We start from the raw sequence: 13,759 nt of genomic DNA, 5'->3' as shown, positions 1-13,759 counted from the left end.
GAATTAAAAAATGAAAAATAATATAAAAATTAAAATTGGCGCTATGGTTTTTGGTTTGTTCAGCATGATGAGCTGTACTGACATTTTGGACCAAGAACCTGTAAGTATTACAACTCCGGATAATTTTTGGGTATCTCAACCAAATGCGGAATCAGCTGTTGCTGGTTGTTATGGATTATTAAAAAATACATTGACAGATAATAGTGCTTTCTTATATTGGGGTGAGTTTACTGGTATGACTTTTATGAATAGCCGCAGCTGGATTTCAGATTATATTGAAGGAAGTGGAAATTATGTGTTAGCATATAGAGATAATACTCGTGACTGGAAAGGTTTTTATAGAGCCGCTAACTGGGCTCTTGCTATTGAAAAACATGTTGGTGACATGCCTGATACAAAATTTAAATCATTAGCGGAAAAAAACAGGATTATTGGTGAGGCTGCATTTATTAGATCTTTATCCTATTTCTATATGGCTCGTATTTGGGGTGACGTGCCTATTGTTACTGATGTAATTGAGTCCTCAGATCAACTAGTTAAAGAGGGGTATATTGTAACGCTACCGAGAGAAGATGAGAAAAAAGTGTTAGAATATGCTTTAGAAGCAGTTAATAAATCGATAGGCTTACTACAATATTCATCTCCGGCTGACCCTAGATGGGCAATTCAAGCGAATAAAGGAAGTGCCGAAGCATTAAAAGCGCATATTGCCTTATGGTACGCTAGTAGAGATAATGATAATCCAAAAATGATTGCAGAAGCGATTGCTGCGGCAACTGCTGTAATTAATAATAGTAATGCATCTCTTATTGATTATACTACTAATATTGTTTACGATCCTATTACTGGAGCAGCTTCAAATGTTGATTTTGATAAAATGTGCATTGGACAATCAAAAACTGGTCTTTTCGAAATTAATATTAGTTCAGATGTAAATGAATCTTTTCGAGTATCACCTAATGACAATACCCATACTGGGTTAACACTAAACTATCCTGTTTTTAAAACAGTTAGTGGATCGGCTCCTTATATCGACCCTGATTTTTATGGATCTGAAATGATGGATTCGAATAGTGACAGAGATAATGATGTACGTAAAGATTTATTCTTTTCAGAATATAATAGAACAGACGAGTCCTATATGAAGAAATACTCTCAACGTACAAAGGATGCAACTGCAACTGATGCTTATGCAAATTTTTCGGAATCTAATATTTTGATTTTTAGATTGGCAGACATCTACCTTCTTAGAGCAGAGGCAAGTATGAAATTAGATAAGTCTTTAGATGCAGTGGCCGACATCAATATCATTAGAAGTAAAGCAAATGTGCCTAATTATAGTGGCGCTACGGATAGAGTTTCATTAACCAAAGCAATTTTTGATGAGCGTGCAATTGAGTTAGTAGGGGAAGCTCAATCAGGTTTTGATAGAATAAGAATGAATTATTTTTCTGGAGTGAACTGGTCTAATCCAGCTAGAAATGCTAAAGAAGGTTATTTTTGGCCTGTTGCCCCTAATATTATATCTATCAACCCAGCAATTACCCAAACTGATTACTGGAAAGGCAAATTATAGTTTAGTTTAAAATAAATAATAAGGATAAAAATATGAAAAATACAATATTATTACTACTTACATTATTCGGTTTATATTCATGCTCAAACGATGATTATCTTGTTGATGGAGGTATAGCCGATCCCAATGTAAAAATGAGTACCTATGATTTTTTAAAATCAAATAAGCAACTAGATACTTTGGCGCTATTGATTGATAAAGCAAAAATGATTGACGTAGTTAATAGTAAATCAACTACGTTTTTTGCCCCGAATAATCTATCAATAAAAAATTATGTGAATGCAATTCTAAGCCAAAAGCGAAAAATAGACCCGACAGCGTCATTTACAATAAATGATATTACAGAGGCAGAATTAAAAGTAATGTTGGGAGGCTATATTTTCAATCAGGTTTTGGATCGTAGTAAATTAGTTAAGCAAGGAAAGATTTATGTTGCAATTAACGGAGAAGAAAGATTGTTGTCACTGGAGCCTGTAGAAGAGTATACGGGACAACTGGATAATTTTCCAGAATATGTTTACTACACTTTCAAAGTTGGTGCGGACTGGGATGCTACTGATGATATAGTTGATGACAAGAAAACGGTAGTCAGGACTTCTAATTTAGTATCTACTAACGGTATTATTCACGTTCTGCAAGGAAATCATATATTCTCAAATTATATACCTATTCCTTAAAAAGAAAATTAATCTAATAATCAGAAGGAATATGAAATAGACCAGATTGAAACTATTTATTATTGGTTTGTTTCGTATAATCTTAAAATAATTAATACCTATGAAAAAGATAATCTATTTTTTAATGATTACTGTATTTGTATCATCATGTGAACAACCCGAAGTGGGTTACATTAGTGATAATATACATTCACTACAAGACAATATCGAAGTTCCACGTGGGGTTTTTTTAACATCTCCTCCTCCGGCCGTCGAAGGCTCGACTTACCCCATGGAATGGAAGATTAGCAGTATTACAGATAAAGACGGAAAAGTGACTACTGAGTTGCAGGATGAACATGAGATTTTAACATGGTTGAAACCATTTGATCCAAATACGGACACTACCTTGGAACTAGCGATGAAAAAATTGGAATTGACAAAGCAGCCTTCAATTCTAATGAACCCAGTTAGTGGGCAATTTGCATTTACACAAGCTACAAGAATGGTTGTTAATGATGACTTTGATGTTAATGTCAATGTGAAAAACGTTCGTGGAGAACGTCAACTGGACAAATTTTCCCACATAAAATTGAAACCTTTCAAACAAGTTGAATTTCCAACTGAGATGAGGTCAAGATTACAATTAGGTAAAGGAAATGGGGTTTGGGATATTGGTTCGACGTATACGGTTTTGAATGATTTTGACCCCGAAGTGCCAAAAGTATTGGATGGTACAAGTCGCTACATAACTATAAAAAAAATAAGTACTGAACCCAAACAGGCAATCAAAGTAAAAATGATCATAGCTGATAGTTATGGGGTTGCATTAGATCCTTCTAAAGTTCTTTTTTATCCTGATGGAGCTAGTTATTTACAAAATTATCATGATAACAGTATCGGAGTTGTTAATGATGCCGAAGGTAGTACGTTTGGACTTCCAGCTCCTCCTTTCCCGCAATACGGAAGAACATATAGTTCTGGAACCAATTCTTATTTAATGTACTATTTGACCACTGATGATGCGTTTACTGTGGATAAAGTAGCTTATGAGGCTGATAACGGCTCTAAGAACTGGTCTGCTTATATAGATCCTAGTACAGGAGAGATTCGCAATAGAGCTTATATCCGATGGGGTGTAAAAATTAATGATACAGGAACATGGGAAATTAAAATGAAAATACCATACACTAAAAAGAAATAGTTTTATTTTTTTTTAAAAGAGAAGATTGTTTTTAATCTTCTCTTTTTTTTATAAAAATTCCAATAATAAAAATATTTTTTATAAGTAAAATGCTTTTAAAATAAAAGATTAACCAGAAAGAATAAATAACTTTTTAATCACAATTAAATATTTAATCTAATAAAAATGAAAAAAATACTGTTGCTAATTCAGTTTCTGCTTTTTGCATCGTTAAGTGCTCAAAATACGGATCATAAAATATATCCTTCAAATGTTGAAGTGGTAAATCCAATACGTAAAAAAACGTTTAATAACGAAGGTCAGTGTAAGGAAAGAATACAAGGTGGTAACCCACAAATGATAAATGGATACCAAATTTTTAATGGATCAATGGACGGTGACAGACAAGTAGATCCTCAAATTGCCATTGGTGGTGGTTATGTTTTGCATGGTACAAATAATGGACTTATTATATATGACAAGAAAGGAAAATACATTCAGGGCGTTTCTCAAAATTGTTTTAATAACGGAATAGATCCCAAATTGTTTTTTGACATTCATAACAAAGTTTTCGTTTTTGACTTGTGGTGGTATTACGACAAAGCGAAAACCAAACCAGTAAATGTTTCGGTTTCAGAAAGCGATGATCCTACTGCAGCATGGAATACTTATCCGATATCAAGAACCGAAGAAGTTGATGGTGGCGGAATTGGATATAGCAAAAAATGGATTGGATATTCGTACCCTGGAGGAGAAGAAAATACCTTTGTTTTGCGTATGAATGAAGCTAAAGCGGGAAAACCCGCGACTATTTATCATTTTAAAGGAAGCTTAGGACACCCAGTTTTTATGCAGGATGCAATTGATGATCTTTATTTTTTCAGCATCGAAAAAGGTGATTTTGTGATTCAAAAAGTAACAGAAGATATTGAAGGGAAACCCTATGCAGTGGTTGTTTCACGAAAACCACATCAGTTAAACCACATGGGGTATCCACCTCAGTCACCTCAAAAAGGAACTGATCAAAAAGTTTCAAGTGGTGACCGAAATCCTAAAAATGTAGTTTTCCAGAGTGGCCATATTTGGTTCTCCCAAGCGGTTAATGTTGATAATCGTTCTGCTGTGCAATGGCATCAAATAAATGCAAAAACAGGTGATATTGTTCAAACAGGAATAATAGGTAATGTTGATACTAATTATATTCAAACAACGATAGCCGTTAATAAAAAGCAAGACGTGTTAATAGGTTTTCAAGAAGCGAATGAGAACTCTTTTATCAGTCCTAGATTCGCTTTTAGGAAAAAAAAGGATAAGCCAGGAGCAATTCGCGAAATTGTAAGTGTAGGAGAAGGAAAAGGAGCAGCTGATGGCGTGGCTTGGGGCGACTATAGTGGTAGTATTATAGACGGAGATAATTTAACTGATCTGTGGACAATTCAAAGTATCGCCAATGAGGTAGGTAAAGGGGAAACCGTAATTGTAAAGGTTCCTTTTAAGAAGTAAATACTGAAGTTCTCTATTATACAAGAATAGCTTTAACTCAATATAAGGACAAAGTTATTTTAGTCAGGTTTAAAATTACTCTATTCTCTCTAGAGGGTTAAAATAATTAATAATAAAAATAATTATGACATACAAACAGCATGCTTTAGCAATTTTGTTTTCGTTTATAGCCATTCATGGATCAGCTCAAACAAAAATGAGTAAACTAGATTCGATTTTCTTAAGGGAAAAAATGATTATGGAGACAACTATCGCTAATGGGGTTTCAAAGTATAAAATGCCCATTGCTCCAGAAGGTTTCAGCTTACAGTTAATAGGTTCAGATAATCTTTCTGTGATTACAAAAAACGGAGCTGTATTTACGCCGTTAAATAAGCTTCAGGTTAATCTTTTGCTTAAAGCAACTAAAATAAAAGACAAGTCTAGTATAGAAATTCCTATCGCTCTCACTGTGGAAGGGACTTATAAAAATAAGGGAGTTAATGCAAAACCTTTTGTAATTCCTTCTTTGAGGGAATGGGTTGGTGCCGAAGGAGATTTCGTATTGACAGCCATATCGAGAATAGTGGTAGACCCTAAAAATGAGACTACATTAATGAAGGCTGCTACTGTTTTTCAAAATGATTTGGTCGAACTTGGTACAGCAAAACCTGCGGTTGTTGTGGGTGTTCCAAGAAGTGGGGATATTTTTATCTCTTTAAATGGGAATAAAGAAGAATTTGGAGAAGAAGGCTATTCACTTTCTATAACGGATTATGTTTCTATAAATGCCGCTCAATATAAGGGTGTTTTTTGGGGAACTCGTACCATTTTACAGCTGCTGGAGCAAGATTCTAAGCTTTCTTCTTTGCCAAAGGGAATTTCAAGAGATTATCCAAAGTATGAAGTACGTGGGTTTATGCTCGATGTAGGTCGCAAATATTTCACAATCGATTTTCTCCGTGACTATGTAAAGTTGATGGCCTATTATAAAATGGGAGATTTCCAGTTGCATCTTAATGACAATGCTTTTGTAAAGCACTACAATAATGATTGGGACAGCACTTATAGTGGATTCAGATTAGAAAACGAACGTTATCCAGAGCTTCCTACTAAAGGGGAGTTTTATACCAAGAAAGAATTTATTGATTTGCAGATATTAGCCGAAAGCTATGGTGTAAATATTATTCCTGAAATTGATGTTCCTGCTCATTCTTTGGCTTTTAGCAAAGCTTTTCCGCAGATTGCTAGTAAGGAATATGGCAAAGATCATTTGGATATTAATAATCCAGAAACGTATACAATTGTTGAAAACGTATTTAAAGAATATTTAGAAGGTGATTCACCTGTTTTTCGTTTCAAAGAAGTACATATTGGAACGGATGAATATGACAAAAAGGAATCAGAATCTTTTAGAAAGTTTACCGATCATTTTATAAAATATGTTCAAAGTTTTGGTAAGGAAGTTCGAGTTTGGGGTGCTTTGACTCATGCGCAGGGAATTACACCTGTGACTTCCAAAGGGGTGACTATGAATGCTTGGTACAATGGCTATGCAGATCCTTTAAAAATGAAGGAATTGGGTTACCCATTAATTAGCACACCAGACGGTTTGTTGTATATTGTTCCTGCAGCGGGGTATTATTATGATTATTTGAATGTAAAGCATTTGTATAATAATTGGGAGCCTGTTACTATTGGGAACACCGTTTTTCACATGGGGGACCCTTTTATACGTGGAGGCATGTTTGCCGTATGGAATGATGTAGCTAAAAACGGAATCACGGCTCAGGATGTTACAGACAGGGTATTTCCAGCAATTCAGGTTTTGAGCGAAAAAATGTGGAGCGGAACCAATAAAGTAGTAGAGTTTAATGAATTTTCGAAAAAAGCAAAAAATATAAACGAAGGTCCAGGCCTGAATTTGAGAGGGCTAATTAAGTCTAAGGACTCTTTGGTGTTAAACTTTCCTTTAAACGGTAAAGACAAGATAAAGAAAGGCAGGAACACCAAGTACGTTTCTGACGGGAAAATAAAAGTATTGAATCTAAAGAAACACAGCAGCCATATGAAACTTCCGTATAATGAAATAGGGTATAATTATACAGTAGCGTTTAAAATTAATCCTTCGAAGAACAACAAGGAAAACGCTGTCATTTTTCAATCTAATCATGCCAAGGTAAAGTTAAAGCAAGGTAAAACAGGAAATCTTGGGTTTTCACATGAAGGGAATGACTATGATTTTGGCATTTCTATTGCAGAAGATAAGTGGAGCAGCATTGCCGTTACGGGAGATAATAACTCAACAACATTGTATCTTGACGGGAAATTAGCAAAAAAACTAACCAGAGAAAAAGTTTCTACGGGAAGCGAAAAAGACTCAATTTGGGTTATGAAAACCTTGTTTTTTCCTTTAAATACAATAGGAAATGAAACGAATTCTTTTGTAGGGAAAATTAAAGATTTAAAAGTATTCAATACCATTTTATCGAAAACGCAAATTCAGGCAATCAAAGAAGAAGAGTAATTTTTATTGCTGTAGATTCGCAGGGTATAATATTTTAAAAGGAAGCATAGTCAAGATACATAGGGCTGTGCTTCTTATTATAAAAGCATTAATAATTAATTATAACATGAAAATAGCGATCTTTTTTATGGCACTCGTATGTTCTTTGGCAGGTTTCTCGCAAACTAAAAAAGACACCACAAGCTCAATAAAGTTAGATGCAGTTGTTGTAAGTTCACAACGTTTTGCAAAATCTAAGAGAAAAATCACCCAACAAGTTGAAAGTATTTCAAAGAAAGAAATAGAATCAGGTAATTTTCAAACTAGTGCCGATGTTCTGGCTAACTCTGGAACTTTAGCTGTTCAAAAATCGCAACAAGGCGGCGGTAGTCCTAATATTCGTGGGTTTGAAGCGAGTAGGGTATTATTAGTGATTGATGGCATTAGAATGAATAATTTAATCTACCGAGCAGGACATTTACAAAATAGTGTTTCTGTAGATAAAAATATGCTTCAGAGTATCGATGTGCTTTTTGGTCCGTCTTCAACCATTTACGGAAGTGATGCGCTGGGTGGAGCTATTTTTTTTCAAACCAGAGACCCAAAACTACTTTATGAAACTGAAGACAAGAAATTTACTGGAAACTTTATAACGAATTATAGTACTTCTAATCAGGGAGTTTTAGGACATGTAGATTTGAACTTTGCGTCTGATAAATGGGCTTCTTTGACTTCGTTTTCTTATAATGATTATGGAGATTTAAAAATGGGAAAACGTAAAAATGGTTCCAATGATTTTTTTGGAGAAAGACCATTTTATGTACAAACTACAAATGGAGTTGACGAAGTTGTTGCAAGTGAAGATCGCTATTTGCAAAAATATTCAGGGTACAAACAATATGATGTTTTACAAAAAATCATCTACGAACAGAATTACAATACCACACACAGTTTAAATTTACAGTATTCGACCAGTACAGATGTTCCAAGGTATGACAGACTAACAGATTTAAACTCCAACGGAAAACTAAAGTATGCAACGTGGTATTACGGACCACAAAAAAGGTTGCTTTCGGCCTATAAATTATCTCGAAAGCAATTGTTCTTAAATAGCGATTTGAACTTGACTGCAAGTTATCAAAACATTGAAGAAAGTAGAATTAATCGAAATTTTGGCAACCCAAATCAAAGCGCTAGAACCGAAAATGTATCGGTGTTTGCAATCAATTCTGATTTTAAAACAAAAATAGGAAAAGCTGATTTTATTTATGGCGCCGATGTCTATTATGATGATTTGAACTCGGTAGGAGTGAAGAAAAATATAATCACAAATGAGGAATCCATCACTGATTCTCGTTATCCAGATGGAAAGAACAATACCTTTAGAGCAGAAGGTTTTGTTTCTTTTAGTAATGATTTTAGTAGAACAGCTTCATTTAATGCAAGTGCCAGAGCGGGTTACACTTCTTTGAATAGTGAGATTGTGACAAACTTTATGAATTTGCCTTATACCACTGTGTCGCAGGAGAATTTCATCTATAGCGGAGCTGTTGGTATTGTTCATAACGCAAGTAAAAACAGTAAAATAGCATTCAATCTAGCTTCGGGTTTTCGTGTGCCAAATATTGATGATTTGTCTAAAATTTTTGATTCTTCGGCAGGAACTTTAATTGTACCTAACAAAGATTTAAAACCGGAGAAGTCGGTTACAGCCGATTTGAGTATTACGCTTTGGCAAGGAAAGCATTTCCAGTTGGAGAACGTATTTTATTACACCCGACTTTACGATGCGATTGTCACGGGACCTTTTTCATTAAATGGTCAGAATTCGATGAATTATGAAGGACAGAATAGCGTGCTTTATGCCAATCAAAATCAAGGAAAAGGAGAGATTACGGGTATTTCTTCGACCTTTAAAAGTTATTTAACAAAATCATTACTCTTGTACGGTACTTTTAATTTTACGCATGGTCGAATTCAGCATGACGGCCTTACGGAACCTTTAGATCACATTGCCCCATATTATGGAAAAACGGGTTTTAAATATGAAAGTGGGCTTATGAATTTGGATTTATATATGTTATACAGTGGAAAGAAAAAATTGAGTGAGTATTCTCCAAGTGGAGAGGATAATTTAAAATATGCACCCGAAAACGGGACGCCTTCATGGGAAACATACCATCTGAAAGGAACTTTATTTTTATCTGAGCAATTCACTTTTTTCAGTGGTATCGAAAATATTTTAGATACCCAATACCGTACTTTTTCTTCGGGAATTAATGCCTCTGGTAGGAATTTATTCTTCGGAGTTAAGTATGAGTTTTAATCTTTATTGGTTTCAAATAGAGTTTAAAACTATGCACTTTTAGTGGGTCTCGCTTTATCTTCTAAAAATTTTATTAGCGCAAATTCGCGGATTTTAAAATATTTATAATTGGAATAATTTGCGAATCTACGGCGTAAATTTGGAATTCAAATTTGCAGACTTTCAATCCATGGTTTAGTTTTTATAACCCCTTCAATTATACCAAGCAGTAATTGCGATGACAAAGTACATTCTATCGTAAATACAGATACTTTTTATGAGGGACTTCAAGTCCCTCATTTTTTGTAGTACAAGAGATTAGTTTATGGTTAGTCACTTTTGATTTTTTGTCAAATTATTGAACTATTATTCGTTTTTTTTGATTTTAATTAGTCGCGATTATTCAATAAATAAGTGACTCTACGAATATAAAAAAGTGAAAAGTTTTTTTATTTTAATCTAATATTTATGGACTTTCGATTCATGGAAATTTTTGTCACTTACTTAATTTCTAAATTGAATAAGACCATTATTTTTCTGTATTAATTATCAATAACACTAAATTTTACGATTAAAAATATTTTAACAGGAAATTTTGTGTTCGAAAACATAAATATTATGTGTTCGAACACAATTTAATTGAATTTTCTTTGTTTATTAAAATTTAATATTTAGTTTCGTCATTCTTAAGAATATGCTAACAAGAAAAAGACTCGGAATTTTTCTTAATTATTGCTGGTTTTAAGAGCTAATTTAATTCTAGATACTTTGTAATTATCGGAATGTAAATGTGTTGTAGTTTATTGTTTAGAGTAGATTTACTGAGCCTGGTTTATTCGAAAGAATGTGTTTTTTAAATTTTACCAATATAAAGAATAATTAAATGAAGAATAGTAATCCAATATTAACCAAAACTAATTCACAAGTATGAATTTATTAAAAAAACGCAAACAGGCCAATTTATGGGTAGCTGCGATTACGCAAAAAACCATAAAACTAACGAGTCTATCTTTGCTAACATTAGCGCTTCCTATTTCGGTTTCAGCTGCCGAAAACAAGATTTCTAAAATAGCTTTAAAGGAGAATAAGAGTATTTTCATTGTTAAAGTGGCAGAAGAACTAGATGCTAATGCTAGTTTTCAACAAGTACAAAAAAGAGTAACCGGTACTGTATACGATAGTAATGGGGATACTTTACCTGGTGCTAATATTGTAGCAAAAGGTAGTACGGCCTCTACACAAACTGATATTGATGGAGCTTTTACCTTAAATATTCCAGATAATGTTACAAAGTTAGTAGTTTCTTTTGTTGGTATGGAAGACCAAGAAGTTACGGTTACTAATGGTCCGCTTCGTATTGTTTTACTTGAAGGCGGTCAAAAACTACAAGAAGTGGTTGTTATGGGGTATAGCAGTGTAAAGAAAGAAAGTCTTACTGGTTCTTTACAAACTCTTGATAATAAAAAATTAGTAGATGCCACAACATCATCTGTCGAAAACTTATTGGCAGGTAAAGCAACTGGGGTTTCTGTAAATACAGGTTCTGGTCAGCCGGGTGGAACTGCTAAAATAATTATTCGTGGAAAAAGTACTGTGAACGGAAGTACAGATCCGCTATGGGTTGTTGATGGTGTGATTGTAGGATCAGGCTCAAGTAATGTCAATCCTTCGGACATTGAAACGATGACTGTTCTTAAAGACGCTGCTTCGACAGCTGTCTATGGTTCACAAGGTGCTAATGGAGTTATAGTCGTAACTACTAAATCGGGTAAATCGGGTAAATCAGTTATAAGTATCTCTTCTAAGATGGCTGCGACTACGCTAAATACTGGAAATTTCAAAATCATGAATAGTGCCGAATTATATGATTTATATGATGCATTTTCGAATAAAAGCCAATTTTCAGGTAATAGTTGGTGGACTCCTGCTTTAAGAGATCAAAATTTTGATTGGTGGGATAATGCTACAAGAACTGGCTTAGTAAGAGATCATAACGTATCGATAAGTGGTGGTAGCGAAAACATTAAAACATATGTGTCCGTAGGAGCTTATGATGAAACTGGAGCGGTAAAAGGATACGATTTTAATCGTTACAACTTACTTTTGAAGTTAGGTTATAAAGTAAATGATTGGTTAACAGTACGACCTCAGGTTAATGCAACTAGAAAGGATGTCTTTGATAAACAACACTCTGTTGGAGCTATGTATGGTAATATGCCGTGGGATAGTCCTTACTTAGCAGATGGTTCTTTGGTAGGAAACCAACCAAACCCAACTTGGGTAAACACAACTGGATCTAACTATTTGTATGACTTACAGTGGAATTACGGAGAATCGCAAACGTATGACGTAAGAAGTAATTTTGATTTTGATGTGAAACTGACAGATTGGTTAACATTTACCTCTACTAATAATTATATTTTTTCGAATGGAGAATCAATGTATTATTCAGATCCTCGTTCTTCAAGTGGTTTAGCTGTACAAGGTAGAATTCAACAAGATGCATCCTCTTATAATAGAGCTTATACGAATCAACTTTTTAAATTTAACAAATCTTTTGGAAAACATGCTGTTAACTCCATTGCAGGTTATGAGTGGAACGAGTATAATTCTAAATGGACAAGCGGAATTGCTACTGGATTAGCTCCTGGATTTGTTGTGGGAGATGTAACTTCTATTCCTGAAAAAGTAAGTGGTAATAGAGCTCAGTGGGCAGTTCAGTCTTTATTGACAAATACGAATTATTCTTATGACAACCGTTATTTAGGTCAATTCTCTATTAGACGTGATGGCGCTTCAAATTTTGGACCTAACGCACAGTATGGAAATTTCTATTCTATAAGTGGGGGATGGAACATTCATAATGAGTCTTTCTTTAAGGCTGACTATATTTCAAACCTGAAGCTACGAGCTAGTTACGGTTCAGTAGGAAACCGTCCTAATAGTTTATATCCGCACCAAGCTCTATATTCACTAACTACAGGATACAATGAAAATCCAGGTGCTATTATTTCTCAAATTTCAAACCCTGATTTAAGTTGGGAGAAAACGTTTACTACAGGAGTAGGGCTAGATGTTTCGTTTTTAAGACGTTTTAATTTGACTTTAGATTACTACGATAAAAACACTTCCGATTTATTATACCAAGTTCCTTTACCAGGTGTAATTGGGGTAACAAGTATTTGGAAAAATATTGGAGCAGTAAGAAATAAAGGTTTTGAAGCAGCTCTTAATATTGATATTATTGACAACGATGATTGGTATTGGACAGTAGATGCTAATATTGGATTCAATAAAAACAAAGTGACAAGCTTGTATGGTACAAGAACTGAAATAATTGTTGGAGACGGTAGTGGCATTGCAGGATCGGCTAATAAATTATTGAAACCAGGATTGGATGTAGATAGTTGGTATTTGCCAGAATGGGCAGGAGTTGACCCTGAGACAGGAAAGCCACAATGGTTTGAAACGAATACGGCCGGAGAACGCGTAAAAACTTTTAGCTACAGTGAAGCGGCCAAAGATCAAATTGTAAAAGGAGCTTATACCCCTGATTTCTTTGGAGGTTTTTCAACTAGTGTAACTTATAGAAATTTTGACTTAGGAGCTGTTTTTAGTTACTCTGTTGGTGGTGAAATTTATAATTATGCAAGAGCAGAATTCGATTCTGATGGAGCTTATACAGATCGTAACCAAATGAATTTACATAAAGGATGGAGCCGTTGGGAAAAACCAGGAGATATTGCTACGCATCCTCAGGCTACTTACAACAATTCAAGTAATTCTAATAAAGCATCTTCCCGTTTCTTAGAAGATGGTTCTTACTTAAAGATGAGAAACCTTACTGTAGGATATAATGTGCCAACTATTAAAGCATTAAGCTCTACTAATATCAGAGTGTTTGTGTCTGGTGAAAACTTATTTACAATTACAGATTTCTCTGGAGTTGACCCTGAAATTCCACCAGCAAATGGTCAAGTTACAGGAGTTGCTACTTCAGTATACCCACAAACCCGTAGAATTGTGTTCGGTCTTAATGTTACACTTTAAA

General features: G+C 34.3%; 7 protein-coding genes. All 7 read left to right on the top strand.

The features are described 5' to 3' along the window. The first annotated feature begins 10 nt into the window (after window positions 1–10). The 7 genes from FQU23_RS08740 (at window position 11) to FQU23_RS08710 (ending at window position 13,758) form a co-directional block, all read left to right on the top strand. Window positions 11–1,576, top strand: coding sequence for a RagB/SusD family nutrient uptake outer membrane protein (locus FQU23_RS08740; RefSeq protein ID WP_147673542.1), 1,566 nt, complete (start codon window positions 11–13; stop codon window positions 1,574–1,576). 32 nt (window positions 1,577–1,608) lie between these two features. Then, window positions 1,609–2,253: a fasciclin domain-containing protein gene (locus FQU23_RS08735; RefSeq protein WP_147673541.1), complete on the top strand. Its 645-nt coding sequence runs from the start codon at window positions 1,609–1,611 to the stop codon at window positions 2,251–2,253. A gap of 100 nt (window positions 2,254–2,353) precedes the next feature. Further along, window positions 2,354–3,436, top strand: coding sequence for a DUF5007 domain-containing protein (locus tag FQU23_RS08730; protein ID WP_147673540.1), 1,083 nt, complete (start codon window positions 2,354–2,356; stop codon window positions 3,434–3,436). Window positions 3,437–3,601: 165 nt separating this feature from the next. After that, a complete protein-coding gene (locus tag FQU23_RS08725) occupies window positions 3,602–4,918 on the top strand; it encodes a hypothetical protein (RefSeq protein ID WP_147673539.1) in 1,317 nt (438 codons plus the stop codon). 124 nt (window positions 4,919–5,042) lie between these two features. Further along, entirely contained in the window at window positions 5,043–7,424 is a 2,382-nt protein-coding gene (locus FQU23_RS08720) for a family 20 glycosylhydrolase (protein WP_147673538.1), read from the top strand. Between the two features lie 106 nt (window positions 7,425–7,530). Beyond that, window positions 7,531–9,729, top strand: coding sequence for a TonB-dependent receptor plug domain-containing protein (locus tag FQU23_RS08715; RefSeq protein ID WP_147673537.1), 2,199 nt, complete (start codon window positions 7,531–7,533; stop codon window positions 9,727–9,729). Between the two features lie 906 nt (window positions 9,730–10,635). Then, on the top strand, window positions 10,636–13,758 hold the full coding sequence (locus FQU23_RS08710) for a SusC/RagA family TonB-linked outer membrane protein (RefSeq protein WP_147673536.1): 3,123 nt from the start codon (window positions 10,636–10,638) through the stop codon (window positions 13,756–13,758). The last annotated feature ends 1 nt before the right edge of the window (window position 13,759 follow it).

It is taken from the genome of Flavobacterium sp. XN-5 (assembly GCF_008033395.2).
In the GTDB taxonomy this organism is placed as follows: domain Bacteria; phylum Bacteroidota; class Bacteroidia; order Flavobacteriales; family Flavobacteriaceae; genus Flavobacterium; species Flavobacterium hiemivividum.
This window is presented reverse-complemented; position numbering and strand designations above follow the sequence as displayed.